The sequence below is a fragment of the Pseudomonas sp. MDT1-85 genome, from assembly GCF_054898065.1.
The window spans coordinates 5,013,910-5,033,851 of the sequence record NZ_CM142715.1 but is presented as its reverse complement, the minus strand read 5'-3'; the positions used below and the strand labels follow the sequence as shown (position 1 = coordinate 5,033,851).

Genomic DNA, 19,942 nt, shown 5'->3' with positions numbered 1-19,942 from the left:
GATGCGTTTCCTCGAAAGCGGTCAATGTGAGGCCGCCGGGCGGCGGGTCCAGGCCTGATGTGCGGCGATCAGCAGTCCCAGCAGAATAAACCCGCCAGGGGCCAGCGTGGCCAGGTGCAGGCCGCCGTCGGCGATCAGCGTCCAGCCTTGCCAGTCCGGTTGCGTGGCACCTGCCATCCAGGACAGATGGCTACCGAGTGTCCCGTTGCCGATAAGCTCGCGCAGCAGGCCCAGGCCCACCATCAAGGCGCCGAACAGGCCACACAGACGCAGTCGATCACGCCATGTGCTGTGGAAATAACCGTTGTGCTCCAGCACGACGCATTGCAAGGCGATCAATCCTGCGTAGACACCCAGATGCTGGTGCCATTGGAGCGACCAGGCTTGCGTGGCGAGTTCCGCGCAACTGGTCAGCGTGGCAGCCAACAAGAGGCAGGCAAGCAAATGTGTTGCCGGAATCAGTCGCGAGCGCAAGACGCCCATGCTCACACCATAAGCGCTGAGCACCAGGGAGAACATCAGCCACAGGCCCAGGGCCGTTACCAATGAATCAGTGACGCCGATCAACGGCGTAAGCATCAGCGAGTTCTGCAGGGTCGATGACTTATTCATGAGCGCTGCTCCCGATCAGCGGTTGCCGGTGTTCATCGAAGTAGCGCAACGCATCATGGGTGGCATTGATCACCGCTCTTGAAGTGATGGTCGCGCCCGCGATCTGATCGAATTGCCCTTGGTCCTTCTTCAACGCCCAGCCATTGTCATCGGGGTCGGTTAGAGACTTGCCGGTAAACACCTGAAGCCAGGCATTGGGCCAATCGGCAAGCTTGCCGCCCAACCCAGGGGTTTCCGATTGCTTGAGGGTTTTGACCCCCATTAACTTACCTTGGGGGTCGATGGCGATCAGCAACTCAATGGAGCCGGCGTAGCCCAGTGTCTGGCTGCGCAGCAACACAGCGCTTGGCTGACCAGCCTTGGACGCCAGGTAGCCACCCAACAGTGTGCTATTGGCCAGGCGAGTGCTTTCTAAGCTGAGAGAGTGTTCCAGTGGCTGGTTGTCGTAGCTGTCGGGCGGTAGTAGCTTCAGTAACTGGCGACTGTCGATCAGGCGTTGTTCGGCGGCAATGCGCGCGGCGCTGGTGTGCTGCACGAGGTAAGTCGCGCCCAACCCCAGGCCTGCCAGCACTACCAGAGTCACAACGCTTGTCGCTCGGTTCATGGGGCAATTTGCTCCTGCCTGGACGCGGCAAACCGTTCCAGCGCCGGTACACAGAGGTTCATCAGCAAAACCGCAAAGGCCACGCCGTCCGGATACCCGCCCCACGTTCGAATCAGGTAAGTCAGTAACCCCACGCCTGCGCCGAAGAGTAATCGGGCGTTGGGGCTTTTCGCACCGGATACCGGTTCCGTCACGATGAAGAAGGCACCGAGCATGCTCGCGCCGGTGAGCAGATGAAACAGTGGCGAGCCATGAGAGTCGGAGCCTGTGCCGTTCCAGCACAACAGGCTGATGATGAACAGGCTGGCGAGCATGCCGACCGGTGCATGCCAACTGAATACCCGCCGCTGCAGCAGAAACGCACCGCCCGCCAGAAACGCCAGGTTGACCCATTCCATGCCTCGGCCGCCAAAACGGCCGAATGCCGGATTGCCGGCGAACAGTTCTTCCATGGTCAGGCTTTTGTTGATTCGCAGACTGTCCAGCGCCGTGGCCTGGGCCCACGCGTCTGGTGTCTGACCGAAGCTGAAGCCGAACACCTGTTGCAGCCCACCGAACAAATCCATGCCATGGGACGACGGCCAGTGAGTCATTTGCTGCGGAAATGTCACCAGGACCAGCGCGAAACCGAGCATCGCCGGATTGAACGGATTCTTGCCGACGCCGCCATACAAGTGCTTGCCGAAAAACAGTCCGAACGCCACAGCGCTGACCGTCAGCCACCACGGACAATAAGGCGGCAAGGCCAGCGCCAATAGCGTCGCACTGACCAGCGCACTGCCATCGCTCAGCGTCGGTTTTACCGGCTGCTTGCGCAACTGCAACACCGTCGCCTCAACGGCCAGCGCGGTGGCAGCCGCCAGAATCAAGTTGATCAATACGCCCCAGCCGTACAGCCAGAACAACATCAGCATCCCCGGCACGGTGGCCAGCAATACCAGCTTCATGGCTTGCTGAAGGCGTTCGTCCACCGACTCAAGGGGTGACATAGGCATCCACCTGACGCTCGGCTTCGCTGAGCGCATGTTGCAACGCTTCGATCTGTTCGGCCGGCGCCTCGCTTGTTTGAGCTTTCTTTAGTTCGGCGCGGCGCATGGCCAACTGGATCTTCGCCCGTTTCAGCTCGGTATCTTTTGCCGGGGTGGGTGGCGCAGAGGCCGGCGGTGCGCTGCTCTCCAGTTGCGCCAGCGCCTGTTCGGCGACTTCGAACTGCTGTTGCAGCACGATCAGTTGCGACTGCTGTTCGAAGGTTGGCGGATGCCCGAAGGCCTTGAGCGATTTGTTCAACTGCGCCCGACTCATCGCCAGATCGACCTTGGCCTTTTTCAGTGCCGCATCGGCATTGTCGGCTTTCTGTGCGCGGACGCGCTCGAGTGCGGCCTGAACCGGGTCGAGCGTCACTTCGCTGTGCTGCACGGCGCGTTGGGCACGGGCCTTTCGTTCGGCGAGTTTCTGTTCCTCTTCGCGATGCAAGCGGGCATTGCGCTGTTCGAAACGGCGTCGCGCGTGATTGCGCTTGGCGGCCCGGGACTGTTGTTCCTCCAGGCTGAACGCCAGCCCGCCGACAATCGGCAGCACCGTGGCCAGCGGTAGCGGATGCATCTCGATGCAATCCACCGGGCAGGGCGCCACGCAGAGGTCGCAACCAGTGCATTCGTCGACGATGACCGTGTGCATGAATTTTGCCGCGCCGACGATGGCGTCGACCGGGCAGGCCTGAATGCACTTGGTGCAGCCGATGCATTCGGCTTCGCGGATGTAAGCGATCTGCGCCGGTGCCGAACCGCGACTGACGTCCAGTTCCAGCACCGGCACTTTCAGCAGGTCGGCCAAGGCTGCGATGGTTTCGCTGCCACCCGGTGGGCACTTGTTGATCGGCTCGCCGCTGGCGATGCCTTCGGCGTAGGGTTTGCATCCGGGATGGCCACACTTGCCGCATTGGGTCTGCGGCAAGAGGGCGTCGATGCGTTGAATCAGACTCATGTTTTGATCAGCCCGCTGAATCCGAGAAAAACCACCGCGATCAATCCGGCGCCGATCAATTCGATCGGCAGGCCACGAAAGGGCAGGGGGATATCGTTGTCGAGTGTGCGCTGGCGCAAGTCGCTGAACAGACTCAGTACCAGCCAGAAACCCAGCCCGGCGCCAAGGCTCAGGGCTATGGCGTGGAAAATTCCCTTGTCGTCTTGAGCGTTGAGCAATGTCAGCCCAAGCACGCCGGCATTCCCCAGCAGCAGGGGCCAGAGGCCATCGAATGAAAGCTTCGCCAATAACCGTGAAAGCAGCTTCAGCAGCGGGCCGATCAGCAGAACGCTCAACGGCAGGAACACGAACAGACGCAGCGACGTCAGCCCCAACGGCACCAGTAGCCAGTGATAGAGCGCATAGCCGAATGTGCTGACGATCAGCATCAGGCACGTCGTCGCGATGCCCAGCGCGTGGACCTGCGGCCGCTCGCTGCCCAGCACCGGATCGACGCCCAGCGGCCAGTGCAACACGAGGTTGTTGATCAGGGCAGCGCTGATAAGCGTAAAAAGCAGTTCGGTCATGATCGTGCCGGCAAAAGGAGGCCTGTCTAACAAGGTTAGGCATTATCCGGCAAGGAAGGAGGGTGGGCCAGATATGAAAATCCCACAGTCGCGCCGGGCACGACTGTGGGATCGGTTTACTGCAGATCTTTACTTGATGCGCTGACCCGGCTTGGCGCCGCTGTCGGGGCTCAGCAGGTAGATTTCTTCACCGCCAGGGCCGGCTGCCATCACCATGCCTTCGGAGATCCCGAATTTCATTTTGCGGGGCTTGAGGTTGGCGATCATCATGGTCAGGCGACCATTGAGCTTGGACGGGTCCGGGTAAGCGCTCTTGATCCCGGAGAACACGTTGCGTTGCTCGTCACCAATGTCCAGGGTCAGGCGCAGCAGCTTGTCGGCACCTTCCACGGCTTCGGCCTTGACGATCAGCGCAACGCGCAGGTCTACGGCGGCAAAGGCGTCGAACTCGATCTCTGGCGACAGCGGATCCTTGGCCAGTTCACCGTTGCCGGCGGGTGCAGTTTCGCCGGTGTCGGTGGCGCTGGCGGTCAGGTCTTCTTTCGAGGCGTCGGTCATGGCTTGTACTTTTACCGGGTCGATGCGGGTCATCAACGGTTTGAACTCGTTCAGCTGATGGTTGCTGAGCAAGGTGGCGTGATCGTTCCAGGTCAGCGGGGCGACATTCAGGAACGCTTCGGCATCGGCGGCCAGCAACGGCAGCACCGGTTTGAGGAAGATCACCAGTTGGCGGAACAGGTTGATGCCCAAGGCGCAAATGGCCTGGACTTCATCCTGCTTGCCTTCCTGTTTATTCAGCGACCACGGCGCCTTGTCGGCGATCCAGGCGTTGGCGCGGTCGGCCAGGCCCATGATTTCGCGCATGGCACGGGCAAAGTCGCGAGCTTCATAGGCTTCGGCAATGCTTGGCGCTGCGGCCAGGAAGGCATCGGTCAGTTCCGGCGCGGCGTTGCCTGCTACCAGTACACCGGCGTTGCCTTTATGGATGAAACCGGCGCAACGGCTGGCGATGTTGACGACTTTGCCGACCAGGTCGGAGTTGACCTTCTGCACGAAGTCTTCGAGGTTCAGGTCCAGGTCGTCGACGCCACGGCTCAGCTTGGCGGCGTAGTAGTAGCGCAGGTATTCCGGCGACAGGTGATCCAGGTAGGTCCGGGCCTTGATGAAGGTGCCACGTGACTTGGACATCTTCTGGCCGTTGACGGTCAGGTAGCCATGCACGTTGATGCCGGTCGGTTTGCGGTAGCCAGCACCTTCGAGCATCGCTGGCCAGAACAGGGCGTGGAAGTTGACGATGTCCTTGCCGATGAAATGGTACAGCTCGGCGGTGGAATCCTTGGCCCAGAACGCGTCGAAGTCCAGTTCCGGCGTGCGGTCGCAGAGGTTCTTGAAGCTGGCCATGTAGCCAATCGGCGCGTCTAGCCACACATAGAAGTACTTGCCCGGCTCATCCGGGATTTCAAATCCGAAGTACGGCGCGTCGCGGGAGATGTCCCACTGTTGCAGGCCCGCATCCAACCATTCAGCGATCTTGTTCGCCACGGCGTCTTGTAGAGTGCCGCTGCGGGTCCAGGCTTGCAGCATTTCCTGGAAGTCCGGCAGTTTGAAGAAGAAGTGCTGGGAATCCTTGAGCACCGGCGTGGCGCCAGAGATGGCCGACTTCGGATCTTTCAAATCGGTCGGCGCGTAGGTCGCACCGCATTTTTCGCAGTTGTCGCCGTACTGGTCTTCGGTGCCGCATTTCGGGCAAGTGCCCTTGATGAAACGGTCGGCCAGGAACATTTTCTTTTCCGGGTCGAAGTACTGAGTGATCGAGCGGGTGGCGATGTGCCCGGCGTCGCGCAGCTTCAGGTAGATCTGGCTCGACAGCTCACGGTTTTCTTCGGCGTGAGTGGAGTGGAAGTTGTCGAAGTCCACCAGGAACTCGGCAAAGTCGGCGCTGTGTTCAGCCTGGACATTGGCGATCAGTTGTTCCGGGGTGATGCCTTCCTTTTCCGCGCGCAGCATGATGGCCGAACCGTGGGCGTCGTCGGCGCAGACATAAATGCATTGATTACCGCGATGCTTCTGGAAGCGCACCCACATATCGGTCTGGATGTATTCCAGCATATGGCCGAGGTGGATCGAACCATTGGCATAGGGCAGGGCGCTGGTGACGAGGATCTTGCGTGGCTCGGACATGGGGCTCGGCTACTTGATGAAACGGAGGTCGGCCACTATAAAGCGCTGGGAAATATATTTCACCCCGTGAGGTTGTTTCCTCCGATGATCGAATGGGTGGTGCCGCCAAAAGATCGCAGCCTTCGGCAGCTCCTACAAAAGCGATGTCATACGCAGGCCCTGTAGGAGCTGCCGAAGGCTGCGATCTTTTGATGGCATCCCGCCGAACGATCAGAACAGGTACGATACCCGCCTGATTTTCCAGTCTTGCTATCGGAGTTGCCCATGAGCGCCGTCAATCGCGCAGCGGTGGAAGCCGTCCTTCGCCAATACACCGACCCTTATCTGAACCAGGACCCGGTCAGCGCCGGATGCGTGCGCAGCATCGACATCCAGGGTGATCGCGTCAATGTCCAGCTGGAGCTGGGTTATGCCGCCGGTCTGTTCAAGAGCGGCTGGGCGCAGTTGCTGCAACTGGCCATTGAAGGCCTGGATGGCGTCGTTACCGCGCGTGTCGAGATCACCAGTGTGATCGCCGCGCACAAGGCCCAGGCACAGATTCCGGGGTTGGCCAACGTGAAGAACGTCGTGGCCGTGGCGTCCGGCAAGGGCGGTGTGGGCAAGTCCACCACGGCGGCCAACCTGGCCCTGGCGCTGGCCCGTGAAGGCGCCAAAGTCGGGATTCTCGACGCGGATATCTACGGCCCGAGCCAAGGCATTATGTTTGGCATCCCTGAAGGCACCCGACCAAAGGTCAAGGATCAGAAGTGGTTTATTCCGATTGAATCCCATGGCGTCGAAGTGATGTCCATGGCCTTCCTGACCGACGACAACACGCCGATGGTCTGGCGCGGGCCGATGGTTTCCGGTGCCTTGTTGCAACTGGTCACGCAAACGGCCTGGGGCGATCTGGATTATCTGGTCATCGACATGCCGCCAGGCACCGGCGATATCCAGTTGACCCTGGCGCAGAAAGTCCCGGTAGCCGGTGCGGTAATCGTGACCACCCCGCAAGATCTGGCATTGCTGGACGCGCGCAAGGGCGTGGAGATGTTCCGCAAGGTCAACATCCCGGTGCTGGGCGTGGTCGAAAACATGGCCGTGCACATCTGCTCCAACTGCGGGCATGCCGAGCATCTGTTCGGTGAGGGAGGCGGTGTGAAGCTGGCCAATCAGTACGGTGTCGAACTGTTGGCTTCATTGCCACTGTCGATGCTGATTCGCGAACAGGCCGATGGCGGCAAGCCAACGGTGATCGCCGAGCCGGACAGTCAGATTGCGATGGTTTACCAGGAACTGGCCCGCCATGTCGGTGCGCGGATTGTGTTGCAGGAAGCGGTAACGCCGGCGATGCCGAACATTACCGTCAGCGATGACTAATTCGCTGAAGAAATGCGATCCAATGTGGGAGCGAGCCTGCTCGCGATAGCGGTGTAACAGTCACCATCAATGGTGAATGTTATGCCCTCATCGCGAGCAGGCTCGCTCCCACATTTGTTTTGTGTAGGCCTTAAATCCGCAACCCGCCATCCAGTTCCAGAATCCGACCGGTGTAGTAGTCGTTCTCGAAAATGTAGGCCGCCGACTGGGCGATTTCTTCAGGTTTACCCATACGCTTGAGCGGAATCCCGGAGGTCATTTTCTCTAGCGCTTCCGGCTTCATGCTCAGGGTCATCTCGGTCTCGATGAAGCCCGGCGCAATGCCCGCCACGCGAATACCGTAACGTGCCAGTTCCTTGGCCCAGGTCACGGTCGCCGCAGCGACACCGGCCTTGGCGGCGGAGTAGTTGGTCTGGCCAACGTTGCCGGCGCGCGAGATCGACGAGATATTGATGATCGCGCCGCTGTTTTTCAGCTCGACCATTTTAGCCGCGACTTCACGGGTGCACAGGAACACACCGGTCAGATTGACGTCGATGACTGCCTGCCATTGGGCCAGGCTCATCTTGGTCATTTCGCCGTCCTTGACCTTCAACAGCAGGCCATCGCGCAGAATGCCGGCGTTGTTGATCAGGCCATGGATCGCGCCGAAGTCGTCGGCCACCTGGGCGGCCATGTGGGTCACTTGCTCTTCATCGGCGACGTTGCACAGATAGGCGCGGGCCTCTACACCCTTGGCTTTGCACGCCGCGACCGTGGCGTCGAGTTTTTCCTGATTCAGGTCCACCAGCGCCAGCTTCGCGCCTTTGCCTGCAAGATACTCAGCCATGGAACGGCCTAAACCCTGGCAACCGCCGGTGATAATGATTACTTTGTCAGTGAGTTGCATTCGCATAGCCCCATAGCAGATCGCAGTGGTTTTTCCTTCTAGAGGGCCTCTCGATCTGAGCCTGATGTGGCCTGGCTGCACATGAGAACTGCCCCTATGGCGTGCTGGAACTTTTACCCAGGCGCCTGCCCGTTTTTTTGACGGATTCTACATAAGGAGTCATAAATTGAGCGTTGAAGTGGCTAAGCATGCCCGAGAATTGCTTCTCAAGGAATACCGTGGAGTGCTCTCGACGCACTCCAAAGCGATGCCCGGTTTCCCGTTTGGCTCCGTGGTTCCGTACTGTCTGGATGAACAGGGCCGGCCGCTGATCCTTATCAGCCGCATCGCTCAGCACACTCACAATCTGCAGAAAGATCCGAAATGCTCGCTGCTGGTGGGTGAGCGTGAGGCCGAAGACGTACAAGCCGTTGGTCGCCTGACTTACCTCGCCGAGGCAGAAAAGCTTCAAGACCCTGCTGCCATCGAGACGGCCGCCGAGCGTTACTACCGCTATTTCCCCGATTCGCAGAACTATCACAAGGCCCATGATTTCGATTTCTGGGTACTCAACGAGGTACGTCACCGCTACATCGGCGGTTTCGGTGCGATCCACTGGATCGATCAGTTGACCCTCGCCAACCCGTTCGCCGGCAAGGCCGAAGTGAGCATGGTCGAGCACATGAATGCCGATCACGCCAAAGCCATTGCCCACTACGTCGAACTGGCGGGGCTGCCGAAAACGGCTCCGGCGCAATTGGCCGGCATTGACACCGAAGGCATGCACTTGCGCATTGGTCAGGGGCTCTACTGGTTGCCGTTTCAAACGCCCTGTAATACGCCGACACAAGTCCGGGAAGCCTTGGTTTTCCTGGCTCACGCCGAGCATTGGCCGAAAAATGCCGTGGCCGACGCTTGAATTCACGAAACGGCGACGTCATCTAAGGAAGACTGGCAAGGCATTCTTGCGTTGAGGAACCATTTGATGCGCCCTTTTTTATTGCTCTTTGTACTGTTCCCGGTGTTGGAGCTGTTCGTATTCGTCAAGGTCAGCGGGGCGATCGGGTTTTTCCCGGCCCTGCTGCTGATCATTCTCGGCTCGATGCTCGGCGTGTTCGTGCTGCGTATCGCCGGTCTGGCTACTGCGCTGCGCGCCCGTGAAAGCCTGAACCGCGGCGAGCTGCCGGCTCAAACCATGCTCGAAGGCCTGATGCTGGCCCTGGCGGGTGGTCTGTTGATCCTGCCGGGCTTCATCACCGACGTGCTGGGTCTGATCATGTTGTTGCCGATCTCTCGTCGACTGCTGGCGAACAAAATGCGTCTGCGCGCCGAGGAACAAGCGATGCGTCAGCGTGCGTTCGCCGATGACCTTCAGCCACGGGGCGGTCCCGCTCCGCAGCAGCCACTGGGCCGCGAGCCCCACGTGATCGAAGGCGAGTTCGAACACCGCGACTCCAAGTAACACGTCCATCGACACGGCACCCTCGGGTGCCGTGTTCGTTTTCAGGGCATTGAGGTAAAAATTTTTCGCTCCCCGCCCTTGAAATAAGCTTGTGCGCCCTTATGTAACGGTCACCGCAAGGTTTCTGGCAATTGCGCCAGACAGACTTCCGCGGTTCGCTCGACGAACCGCACCCGGCTCCGCCGGATTTGTTTAACCCGCCGGGAATACACCGGCCGATGAAAACCACAATTAGGAGAGATCGACAATGAAGCTTCGTCCTCTGCATGACCGCGTCGTCGTCCGTCGCAGCGAAGAAGAAAAGAAAACCGCTGGCGGTATCGTCCTGCCAGGTTCGGCTGCTGAAAAGCCAAACCAGGGCGAAGTCCTCGCTGTAGGCCCGGGCAAAGTCCTGGACAACGGTGAAGTACGTGCGCTGTCCGTGAAAGTGGGTGACAAGGTTGTGTTCGGCCCGTACTCCGGCAGCAACACAGTGAAAGTCGATGGCGAAGACCTGCTGGTAATTGGCGAAAGCGAAATCCTCGCTGTTGTCGAAGGCTGATTCCCCGCTCATTTTCCCGTTACTACAAAGTATTTAAGGAATATCGATCATGGCTGCTAAAGAAGTTAAATTCGGCGATTCCGCCCGCAAGAAAATGCTCGCCGGTGTCAACGTCCTGGCTGACGCAGTAAAAGCGACCCTGGGCCCGAAAGGCCGTAACGTGATCATCGAGAAGAGCTTCGGCGCTCCGACCATCACCAAGGACGGCGTGTCCGTTGCCAAAGAAATCGAGCTGAAAGATCGCTTCGAAAACATGGGCGCGCAGCTGGTCAAAGACGTTGCCTCCCGTGCCAACGATGACGCAGGCGACGGCACCACCACCGCTACCGTTCTGGCTCAGTCGATCGTCAACGAAGGCCTGAAAGCCGTCGCTGCCGGCATGAACCCGATGGACCTGAAACGCGGTATCGACAAAGCGACCATCGCAATCGTCAAAGAGCTGAAAGCCCTGTCCAAGCCTTGCGCTGACACCAAGGCCATCGCTCAGGTCGGCACCATCTCGGCCAACTCCGACAGCTCCATCGGCGACATCATTGCCGAAGCCATGGAAAAAGTCGGTAAAGAAGGCGTGATCACCGTTGAAGAAGGCTCGGGCCTGGAAAACGAACTGTCGGTTGTTGAAGGCATGCAGTTCGACCGTGGCTACCTGTCCCCGTACTTCGTCAACAAGCCGGAAACCATGACCGCCGAACTCGACGGTCCGCTGATCCTGCTGGTCGACAAAAAGATCTCCAACATCCGCGAAATGCTGCCAGTACTGGAAGCCGTTGCCAAAGCCGGCCGTCCACTGCTGATCGTGGCTGAAGATGTTGAAGGCGAAGCCCTGGCGACTCTGGTCGTGAACAACATGCGTGGCATCGTTAAAGTCGCAGCCGTCAAGGCTCCAGGCTTCGGCGACCGTCGCAAAGCCATGCTGCAGGACATCGCCGTTCTGACTGGCGGTACCGTTATCTCCGAAGAGATCGGTCTGAGCCTGGAAAGCACTACCCTGGAACACCTGGGTAATGCCAAGCGCGTGATCCTGTCCAAAGAAAACACCACCGTGATCGACGGTGCCGGCGTTGAGGCTGACATCCAGGCTCGCGTTCTGCAGATCCGTCAGCAAGTGGCTGATACTTCGTCCGACTACGACCGTGAAAAACTGCAAGAGCGTCTGGCCAAACTGTCCGGCGGCGTTGCAGTGATCAAGGTTGGCGCTGGCTCCGAAGTTGAAATGAAAGAGAAGAAAGCCCGCGTTGAAGACGCCCTGCACGCTACCCGTGCAGCCGTTGAAGAAGGCGTGGTACCTGGCGGCGGCGTGGCACTGGTTCGCGCTCTGCAGGCAATCTCCGAACTGAAAGGCGACAACGCTGATCAGGACGTTGGTATCCAGTTGCTGCGTCGCGCTGTTGAAGCGCCACTGCGCCAGATCGTTGCCAACTCCGGCGACGAGCCAAGCGTAGTTGTCGACAAGGTCAAGCAGGGTTCGGGTAACTACGGTTACAACGCTGCTACCGGTGAATACGGCGACATGATCGAAATGGGTATCCTCGACCCAGCCAAAGTGACTCGTTCAGCTCTGCAGGCAGCGGCGTCCATCGCCAGCCTGATGATCACGACCGAAGCCATGATCGCCGAGATCAAGGAAGACGGTCCAGCTGGCGGCGGCATGCCAGACATGGGCGGTATGGGCGGCATGGGCGGCATGATGTAAGCCAGCCTTACCCCGTACATAAAAACCCCGCCTGCGGTTAAGCAGGCGGGGTTTTTTATTGCCTGGAATTGAAGTTATCTCGATCCATTGTGGGAGCGAGCCTGCTCGCGATGAGGCCATTACAGTCGACACTGTTGTTGAATGTCAGTCCGCCATCGCGAGCAGGCTCGCTCCCACATTGGATCTGTGTTCAGACGCTGATCCTGCCTCTGTCACGCGATCTGCCTTGGAGGCCGGTCGATAAAGAATGTAGTAATACGCCCCCAGACAAATCAGCCAGCAGAAAATCGCCGTCCACACGTTGTGCGAAAAGAAGTGCGCCCCCTGCATCATCCGGCTGATGGAAAACACCGAGCCCAACGCGAAGGCGAAGACAAACGCCTTGCGTGCCAGACGCGGACGACGGTCGCGCAGGACGAAGAACAGCGCAAACAACGTGAAGCCAGTCGCCGCATGACCACCCGGCCAGCAACGGCCCGGCTTGTCGGTGTGCGGGCGAGGGCTGAGCAGTTCGCTGTAGGTTTCGTGTCCGCCGAACTGCTCCAGGCTCCATGGGCATTGCACCGCCGTTACCGCTTTGACCGGGGTGACAAAGGATGTTGCCAGTGCCAGAGACAACACCAGGCAACCCAGCTCACGCTTGAATGGTTTGAGCCTTTCCAGGAAAAAGGAGCCGATGAAGCCCAGGATGGCGAACACCGAAAAGGCGATGACCACTTGCTTGGCCCGGTCATGCAGGATGTTTTCCAGGAAGTAACTGTGCCGTCCGATGAACTCGCCTGCCACCGGGTCATAGAACCGCTTGGCAAGGTCCATGTCCAGGGACGTCAGTTCGAGCAGTAGCAGGGTGATCGCCGCAATGGCGGGCACTCCCAGGCATAGCCATGCATTCAGTGGCCTGGAAGCGGGGCGGGCAGCGGTCGAAGCCATGGCAACTCCTTGGTGAGTGAAATGTTTTGAAGAGCGCAACCGCGGGGAGTCTGAACACGCCGCTGTCGTCAGCCTGTGAATCGATGGTGAAAAAGTTGTTAACGCTGTCTCAGGCTTTTTTTGTCGGATTTACCCCTGCACGCCACCCTATCCCTGAGCCACACTTGGCCTTAAGCTGCGCGCCAAGACAGCCGTTACTGTGTACGGAGGAGGTGCCGATGCGAATTTTATTGGTTGAAGACAACCGCGATATCCTGGCCAATCTGGCCGATTATCTTGGGCTCAAGGGTTACACCGTGGATTGCGCGCAGGACGGTCTGTCGGGCCTGCACCTGGCGGCCACCGAACATTACGACTTGATCGTGCTCGACATCATGCTGCCCGGCATCGACGGCTACACCCTGTGCAAACGCCTGCGCGAGGATGCCCGCCGCGACACGCCAGTGATCATGCTCACCGCCCGCGATCAACTGGATGACCGTTTGCAGGGCTTCAAATCCGGTGCTGATGACTACCTGATCAAACCCTTTGCCCTGTCCGAACTGGCCGCGAGGATCGAGGCGGTCATGCGCCGTGCCCAGGGTGGCGGTCGCCGCGCCTTGCAAGTCGGTGATCTGAGCTACGACCTCGATACTCTGGAAGTAACGCGCGAAGGTCGCCTGCTGAAACTCAACCCGGTGGGCCTGAAGTTACTGGCCGTGTTGATGCAGAAAAGCCCCCATGTGTTACGCCGCGAAGTTCTCGAAGAGGCCCTGTGGGGCGATGACTGCCCGGACAGCGACAGTCTGCGCAGCCACGTCCACCAACTGCGTCAGGTGATCGACAAGCCGTTCGACAAGCCCTTGCTGCACACGGTGCATGGCGTCGGTTATCGCTTGGCCGAGGGTCGTGATGGAGTTTAAGCAGAGCCTTGCCCAACGGATCATCATCGCCTTTGCGTTGATGAGCGCGCTGGTGGCGGGAGCCTTCGCCATGGGCATTGTGGCGACCGTGCACCTGGTGGAAGAAAAACTGATCTCGGCAGGTCTGGGCGGCGATTTGCAACGCTTGTTGCTGATGGACAGCGTGTCGGACTGGAGCCACCGCCCCGAGCCGGACCAGCTGTTCTATTTCAGCGGCGGGCCGGGCGACTTCGAATTGCCCAAGGATTTGCGGCACCTGGACTCGGGCTTTCATGAAGTCTTTCGCGAGCAGCTGTCATATCACGCGATGGTCGAAATCGTTGACGGTCGGCGTTACGTATTGATGCAGGACCAGAGCGATTTCGAAGAGCGTGAGCGGGTGCTGTTTGCCGTGGTGCTGGTGGGGTTCGTCCTGAGCCTGGCACTGGCGGTATTTCTGGGCTGGGTGCTGGCGCGCAAGGTCATGGCGCCGGTGGTGCGCCTGGCTCGTCAGGTGCGTCATCGCGATCAGCTGCTGGGCCTGGCGCCGCCACTTGCGCCGGACTATGCCGCCGACGAAGTGGGCGAACTGGCCGTGGCCTTCGACGCTACCTTGGGGCGCTTGCGTCAGGCGTTGACCCGTGAGCGATTGTTCACCAGTGACGTCAGCCACGAGCTGCGCACGCCATTGATGGTGTTGGCCAGTTCCTGTGAGCTGTTGCTGGAAAACCCCGGTATCGATCAGCGCGGCCGTGCTCAGGTCGAGCGAATCGCCCGTGCGTGTGCCGAGATGCGCGAGCTGGTGCAAACCTTCCTCATGCTGGCTCGCGCTCAACATGAAGACGCCAGCATGGCCCCCCAGCAGACCCTGAGCCAGGTAGCCGACGGGTTGCTTTGCCAATGGCGCGAGCCGATCGAAGCCAAGGGCCTGACGCTGAATTTTGAGCCGGGCAATCCGCCGGACACCCGCTATAACGCGACCCTGTTGCATGCGGTGATGGGCAACTTGTTGCGTAATGCGCTGCATTACACCGAGCGCGGCTACATCCGCCTCGCCCTGACGGATACAGGGTTCGTGGTCGAGGACAGTGGTGTAGGCATTCCCGAGGAAAAACGCGAGGCGATGTTCGAGCCTTTCGTGCGCGGCAACGAAAAGCGCGGCGAGGGCCTGGGGCTGGGACTGTCGCTGGTGCAGCGGATTTGCGAGAACCAGGGCTGGAGCGTCAGCCTGACGAACATGGAGCCCAATGGTTGCCGTTTTCAGGTGGAGTTGAATCAGGAATAGCGATGAACGGGCCGATCTTTTGAACCTGAATTCGGCTCTGGTAAAACCCTGAAATAGTTCCGGGTTTACATAACAAATTTTTCACTTACGCATGACCTGACGCTGACACGGCGCGCCCTAAGGTGGTAGCCATCCGAAGTTCAGGAGATTGCCGTAATGGCTGGCCCGATCAAACTCGATTTTTCCGAAAAGTACGACGATCAACACGCACGAGAGTATCTGCTCAAGCATCAGGATGGCCTCAGTCGCAAACTGTCCCATTGGCGTGACGAGCAACTGGCACGCAAGGCTCTGACGCTGGTCGGTGAGCCGGGGCTGGTTCTCGATCTGCCATGTGGCGCGGGGCGTTTCTGGCCATTACTGGCGGAAAAAAACAACCGTGTCATCATCGGGGCCGACAACTCGGAATCCATGTTGAAGATCGCCATGCAGGCGCAACCCGCCGACGTGGTAAAAAGGGTACAACCCTTGCACACTTCTGCATTCGACATTGCCTTGCCCGATAACGCCGTCGACAGCATTTTCTGCATGCGCTTGCTCCATCACATCGGTGAAGCCGAGCATCGACTGACCATCCTGCGCGAATTCGAGCGCGTCACCCGTGACAGCGTGATTGTTTCGTTGTGGGTAGACGGCAATTTCAAGGCATGGAAACGCAAACGCCTGGAGCAGACGCGTGGGCAGGAGGGTTACCAGAATCGATTTGTGTTACCGGCCGCCACGGTTGAAAAGGAATTCGAGCAGGCGGGTTTTCGGATCCAGGAACAACTGGATTTTCTACCGTTCTATGCCATGTGGCGGGTATACGTATTACGCAAGAGGTAACAAGATGGCAGTGCAATGTGCAGCACCAACGGAAGTGGCTTCTCAGGACCGCTTCGACTACTTCTGGAACCTGCGCGGTGAATGGGTAGAAGAACCCAACGTCCGTCGCGGTGGCGAAAGTGGCGTGCAGCGCGTTATGGGCAGTGATGGACAGCTGCTCTACACCAAGCGTCAAACCGGGCATATCTATCGCAGCGTATTGCACCCGTTCGGCCGGCCGACGGTGTTGCGCGAGCGTGATGCGCTCATCGGTTTGCGCCTGCTCGACGTTGGTGTTCCGGAAATCGTTTTTTGCGGAGCACAGCGCGATCCCCAGAATAATGAATGGCGGGCATTGCTGGTTACCAAATCCCTGGATGGCTTTGAGGAAATCAAACACTGGTACGCGGGTGGTGGTCGCGAGCGTTACGGTGAGAAGGTGCATGACCGCGTGTTGAAGGATCTGGCCGACAACCTGGCCCGTATGCACAAGGGCCGTTGGCAGCACAGCTGCCTCTACATCAAGCATGTATTCGTGCGAGTCACCGGCGAAGGCGAGTCCGCAAAGGTCGAGGTGGCATTGATCGATCTGGAGAAATGTCGGCAGCGATTTACCACCCGTCGTGCAGCGGCCCATGACCTGAAGCAATTGCGCCGCCACTCGTCGTTCAGCGATACGGACTGGAAAAAACTCGTCTATTTTTATAAGACGGCGTTTGGCAGCGCTATCAAAGGCTTATAACAATGAAACTCGAAATTGCACGAGGTTTGTTTTTAGCCGGAGCCTTGGCAGTTACTTCATTGGCGGTGGCAACGTGGGAGCAGCCCCGTACGCAAGTCCTCAGCTCCGTGCACGGTGACGCGCATTGTCCGTTGCCCCGGGTTACCAAAGCACCCGTGGCCACTCAACCCGATCATGACTTGTTACTGTTCATGTTCGGACTTTCTCAGGGACTGAGGCCACAAAGTTGAACAAATTGAAGCCCAAATAAAAGGCCTCGCAAATGCGAGGCCTTTTTGTGTGCGCCTACTTGTAGGAGCGAGGCTTGCCCGCGAAGGCGGTGCGCCAGTCACCAATGATGTCCACTGACACTCCGCCTTCGCGGGCAAGCCTCGCTCCTACAGAGCCCTTCTTATGTCTTATCAGGCTTGGCCAGCAACGTGTAAATGCACGGCAATACGAACAAGGTGAACAGCGTCCCGATCGACATCCCCGTCGCGATCACCGTGCCGATATCGAACCGGCTGACCGCCCCCGCGCCCGTGGCGATGATCAACGGCACCATGCCGAACACCATTGCCGCTGTGGTCATCAATACCGGACGCAGGCGAATGGCCGCCGCTTCCTCCACCGCTTCGCGAGGCGATAGCCCCTTCTCCTTGCGCAACTGGTTGGCGAACTCGACGATCAGGATTCCGTGTTTGCTGATCAGACCGATCAACGTCACCAATCCCACCTGGGTGTAGATGTTCATACTCGACCAGCCAAGGAACAACGGGATCAACGCGCCACAGATCGACAGCGGCACAGTCACCAGAATCACCAGTGGGTCGCGGAAGCTTTCGAATTGAGCCGCCAGTACCAGAAAGATAATCGCCAATGCCAGGGCGAAAGTGACCCACAGCGCGCTGCCTTCCTGAACGTATTGCCGTGACGCACCGGCATAGTCGACGGCATAACCCGCCGGCGCTTCTTCCCGAGCGATCTGGCGCACGGTGTCGATGGCTTCACCCATGCTGACCAGAGGGACCCCGGAAAGAATCGCCGAGTTGAGTTGCTGGAACTGGTTCAACTGGCGCGGCCGAGCCCGGTCGGTCACGGTGATCAGGGTCGACAGGGGCAGCAATTCGCCCTTGGTGTTTTTGACGTAATAGTGGTTCAGCCACTCGGGGTTATCCCGGAAGGACCGTTCCACCTGCGCAATGACTTTGTAGCTGCGGCCTTCGATGGTGAAACGGTTGATTTCCGCTTCACCCAGCAAGGTTGCGAGGGTGCCGCCCAGGTCCTGCATAGACACACCCATCTGTGCAGCCTTGGCGCGGTCGATATCCACCACGACTTCGGGTTTGTCGAAGGCGAGGTCGACGTCGACGAAGGCGAATTTGCCGGATTCCATCGCTCTTTTTTTCACCCGATCCATCACTTCCAACAATGACTCGTAGGTGTTGGCCGAGTTGATCACGAATTGAAACGGCAAGCCTTCACCGGTGCCCGGCAAGGAAGGCAGGTTGAAACCGAAGATTTGCAACCCGGGGATGCGCTCCAGTTTTGCCTGGACCTCGGGCAGGATCTCCATCTGCGTCCGGTCGCGTTCGTTCCAGGGTTTGAGCAGGAAGCCGCCGATCCCCGATTGCACACCATTGAATCCGTTGATCTGGAACGAGGAGTAGTACTCCGGGAATTCCTTGAAAATCGTGATGAACTCGTCGGTGTAGGTGTTCAGGTAGTCGAGGTTGGCTGGTTGCGGGGCATTGGCCATCATGAAGATGATGCCTTGGTCTTCGTCCGGCGCCAGTTCCGACTTGGTGAACTTGAGCAGCACCGGAATCAGGCACAACACGATCAACGCGAACACCAGCACCACCGGCCGAGTGTTGAGGGTGCCATGAAGCACACTCTGGTAGCGGCGCTTGAGGCCTTCGAAGATCACGTCCAGGCGATGGGCCAGGCCGGTAGGGTTTTCATCATGGCGCAGCAGCAGGGCGCACATCATCGGCGACAGCGTCAGGGCAACGACGCCGGAGATCACCACCGCCCCGGCCAGGGTCAGGGCGAACTCCTTGAACAGCGCCCCCGTCAGACCGGTCAGGAAGCCGATCGGCGCATAGACCGCCGCCAGGGTGATGGTCATCGACACCACCGGCATGGCAATTTCCCGGGCACCTTCGATGGCCGCATCCAGCGGCGTTTTGCCTTCTTCGATATGCCGATGGATGTTCTCCACCACCACGATGGCGTCGTCCACCACCAGACCGATGGCCAATACCATCGCCAGCAAGGTCAGCAGGTTGATCGAGTAGCCCATCATCTGCATGAAGAACATCACGCCGATCATCGACAGCGGAATGGTGACCACCGGGATCACCACCGAGCGCAGGGCGCCGAGGAACAGGAACACCACCACAATCACGATCAGCACCGCTTCGAACAGGGTTATCACCACTTCGTCGATAGAGGCTTGAATGAACAGCGTGGCGTCGTAGGCGATTTCACCTTTCAGGTTCGGCGGCAACTGGGCTTCCAGCTCCGGCATGATCTTGCGCACTTCCCTGATCACGTCCAGCGGGTTGGCGCCGGGTGTGGCCTTGATGCCGATGTACACCGAGGGGGTGCCGCCGAAAGAGCTGATGGTGTTGTAGTTCTCCGCGCCCATTTCGACCCGCGCCACGTCCCGTAGCAGCACGCGACTGTCGCCCTCGACCTTGAGCGGGACCGCGCCAAAGGCCTCGGCGGATTTGAGTTCAGTGTTGGCGTTGATGCTGGTGACTACATACTCGCCTTTTACTTCGCCAGCGGCGGAGAGGAAGTTGTACTGGCGCACGGCATTGGTCACGTCGCTGGCGCTCAGGCCGAAACCGGCAAGTTTCACCGGGTCCAGCCACAGGCGCATGGCGAACACCTGATTGCCAAGAATCTCGGCTTCGGCCATGCCCGGCAAGGTCGCCAGTTTCGGCTGGATGACCCGTGACAGGTAATCGGTGATCTGCGGATTGCTCAGCTCGTCGCTGAAGAAACTGATGTACATCAGCGCCGAAGCATCGGCGGCTTCCTTGCTCAGCACCGGGTCTTCGGCGTCCTGGGGCAGCTGGTTCTTGACCTCGTTGGCCTTGGCCAGCAGCTCGGTGAACAAGCGGTCGCTGTTGGCGCCGATGCGCGCGTAGATCGAGATCACCGAGAAATTCTGGCGACTGACCGAGGTCATGTAGTCGATGCCTTCGGCGCTGGCCAGGCTCTGCTGCATCGGTTGGGTGATGTAACCCTGGATGGTTTCGGCGTTGGCCCCGGGGTAAGCGGTGGTCACCGTGATCAGGGCGTTTTCCATTTGCGGGTATTGGCGCAGCGGCAACTTGCTCCAGGCCTGGAAGCCCAGCAGCACAATCAACAGGCTGACCACGGTGGCGAGCACCGGGCGGCGGATGAACGGGTCGGTAAAAGCCATGGGGATTCCTTGA

The 19,942-nt window shown here is 59.2% G+C and carries 19 protein-coding genes; 10 read left to right on the top strand and 9 right to left on the bottom strand.

Annotation, left to right across the window (positions count from 1 at the left end; all coding sequences use genetic code 11):
• Positions 1 to 21: 21 nt before the first annotated feature.
• From ACYZT2_RS22625 to metG, 6 genes are all read right to left on the bottom strand, one after another.
• Complete coding sequence (locus tag ACYZT2_RS22625; RefSeq protein ID WP_461967499.1) at positions 22 to 612, bottom strand: Rnf-Nqr domain containing protein; 591 nt, start codon at positions 610 to 612, stop codon at positions 22 to 24.
• A complete protein-coding gene (locus ACYZT2_RS22620) occupies positions 605 to 1,216 on the bottom strand; it encodes an RnfABCDGE type electron transport complex subunit G (RefSeq protein ID WP_461967497.1) in 612 nt (203 codons plus the stop codon). The genes ACYZT2_RS22625 and ACYZT2_RS22620 overlap by 8 nt, the downstream gene beginning before the upstream one ends.
• Positions 1,213 to 2,205 carry an RnfABCDGE type electron transport complex subunit D gene (locus tag ACYZT2_RS22615; RefSeq protein WP_461967495.1) on the bottom strand — a complete coding sequence of 331 codons (993 nt, stop codon included), beginning with the start codon at positions 2,203 to 2,205 and terminating at the stop codon, positions 1,213 to 1,215. Before ACYZT2_RS22615 ends, ACYZT2_RS22620 begins: the two co-directional genes overlap by 4 nt.
• Entirely contained in the window at positions 2,192 to 3,199 is a 1,008-nt protein-coding gene (gene rsxB / locus ACYZT2_RS22610; protein WP_461967493.1) for an electron transport complex subunit RsxB, read from the bottom strand. The genes ACYZT2_RS22615 and rsxB overlap by 14 nt, the downstream gene beginning before the upstream one ends.
• The gene (locus ACYZT2_RS22605; protein ID WP_461967491.1) at positions 3,196 to 3,765 is read right to left on the bottom strand and encodes an Rnf-Nqr domain containing protein; all 570 of its coding nucleotides are present in this window, start codon (positions 3,763 to 3,765) and stop codon (positions 3,196 to 3,198) included. Before ACYZT2_RS22605 ends, rsxB begins: the two co-directional genes overlap by 4 nt.
• A 129-nt stretch (positions 3,766 to 3,894) precedes the next feature.
• Positions 3,895 to 5,946, bottom strand: coding sequence for a methionine--tRNA ligase (metG, locus tag ACYZT2_RS22600; RefSeq protein ID WP_461967489.1), 2,052 nt, complete (start codon positions 5,944 to 5,946; stop codon positions 3,895 to 3,897).
• 264 nt (positions 5,947 to 6,210) lie between these two features.
• On the opposite strand from metG, the gene apbC reads away from it, so the two are divergent.
• A complete protein-coding gene (gene apbC / locus ACYZT2_RS22595; protein WP_461967487.1) occupies positions 6,211 to 7,305 on the top strand; it encodes an iron-sulfur cluster carrier protein ApbC in 1,095 nt (364 codons plus the stop codon).
• 130 nt (positions 7,306 to 7,435) lie between these two features.
• Here apbC and ACYZT2_RS22590 read toward each other — a convergent pair whose 3' ends face one another.
• Positions 7,436 to 8,194 carry an SDR family oxidoreductase gene (locus ACYZT2_RS22590; protein ID WP_461967485.1) on the bottom strand — a complete coding sequence of 253 codons (759 nt, stop codon included), beginning with the start codon at positions 8,192 to 8,194 and terminating at the stop codon, positions 7,436 to 7,438.
• 166 nt (positions 8,195 to 8,360) lie between these two features.
• On the opposite strand from ACYZT2_RS22590, the gene ACYZT2_RS22585 reads away from it, so the two are divergent.
• The 4 genes from ACYZT2_RS22585 (at position 8,361) to groL (ending at position 11,869) form a co-directional block, all read left to right on the top strand.
• Entirely contained in the window at positions 8,361 to 9,092 is a 732-nt protein-coding gene (locus ACYZT2_RS22585; RefSeq protein ID WP_461967483.1) for a HugZ family pyridoxamine 5'-phosphate oxidase, read from the top strand.
• A 66-nt stretch (positions 9,093 to 9,158) separates the two neighbouring features.
• Positions 9,159 to 9,635 carry an FxsA family protein gene (locus ACYZT2_RS22580; RefSeq protein WP_461967481.1) on the top strand — a complete coding sequence of 159 codons (477 nt, stop codon included), beginning with the start codon at positions 9,159 to 9,161 and terminating at the stop codon, positions 9,633 to 9,635.
• 247 nt (positions 9,636 to 9,882) lie between these two features.
• On the top strand, positions 9,883 to 10,176 hold the full coding sequence (locus ACYZT2_RS22575; RefSeq protein ID WP_007948593.1) for a co-chaperone GroES: 294 nt from the start codon (positions 9,883 to 9,885) through the stop codon (positions 10,174 to 10,176).
• 49 nt (positions 10,177 to 10,225) lie between these two features.
• Positions 10,226 to 11,869 (top strand): chaperonin GroEL, encoded by a 1,644-nt coding sequence (groL, locus tag ACYZT2_RS22570; protein ID WP_162439429.1) that lies wholly within the window; start codon positions 10,226 to 10,228, stop codon positions 11,867 to 11,869.
• A gap of 144 nt (positions 11,870 to 12,013) precedes the next feature.
• On the opposite strand, the gene ACYZT2_RS22565 is transcribed toward groL, so the two are convergent.
• Positions 12,014 to 12,799 (bottom strand): phosphatase PAP2 family protein, encoded by a 786-nt coding sequence (locus ACYZT2_RS22565; protein ID WP_461967479.1) that lies wholly within the window; start codon positions 12,797 to 12,799, stop codon positions 12,014 to 12,016.
• A gap of 218 nt (positions 12,800 to 13,017) precedes the next feature.
• On the opposite strand from ACYZT2_RS22565, the gene colR reads away from it, so the two are divergent.
• The 5 genes from colR to ACYZT2_RS22540 all read left to right on the top strand — a co-directional run bounded on the left by colR (position 13,018) and on the right by ACYZT2_RS22540 (position 16,741).
• Positions 13,018 to 13,701, top strand: a complete 684-nt coding sequence (gene colR, locus ACYZT2_RS22560; RefSeq protein WP_008069526.1) for a two-component system response regulator ColR — start codon at positions 13,018 to 13,020, stop codon at positions 13,699 to 13,701.
• A complete protein-coding gene (locus ACYZT2_RS22555) occupies positions 13,691 to 14,965 on the top strand; it encodes a sensor histidine kinase (RefSeq protein ID WP_461967477.1) in 1,275 nt (424 codons plus the stop codon). The genes colR and ACYZT2_RS22555 overlap by 11 nt, the downstream gene beginning before the upstream one ends.
• A gap of 156 nt (positions 14,966 to 15,121) precedes the next feature.
• Positions 15,122 to 15,790, top strand: coding sequence for a class I SAM-dependent methyltransferase (locus tag ACYZT2_RS22550; protein ID WP_461967475.1), 669 nt, complete (start codon positions 15,122 to 15,124; stop codon positions 15,788 to 15,790).
• A gap of 4 nt (positions 15,791 to 15,794) precedes the next feature.
• Positions 15,795 to 16,511, top strand: coding sequence for a lipopolysaccharide kinase InaA family protein (locus ACYZT2_RS22545; protein ID WP_461967473.1), 717 nt, complete (start codon positions 15,795 to 15,797; stop codon positions 16,509 to 16,511).
• A 2-nt stretch (positions 16,512 to 16,513) separates the two neighbouring features.
• On the top strand, positions 16,514 to 16,741 hold the full coding sequence (locus ACYZT2_RS22540) for a hypothetical protein (RefSeq protein ID WP_461967471.1): 228 nt from the start codon (positions 16,514 to 16,516) through the stop codon (positions 16,739 to 16,741).
• Positions 16,742 to 16,902: 161 nt separating this feature from the next.
• Here ACYZT2_RS22540 and ACYZT2_RS22535 read toward each other — a convergent pair whose 3' ends face one another.
• Positions 16,903 to 19,929: a multidrug efflux RND transporter permease subunit gene (locus ACYZT2_RS22535; protein ID WP_461967469.1), complete on the bottom strand. Its 3,027-nt coding sequence runs from the start codon at positions 19,927 to 19,929 to the stop codon at positions 16,903 to 16,905.
• Positions 19,930 to 19,942: the final 13 nt, after the last annotated feature.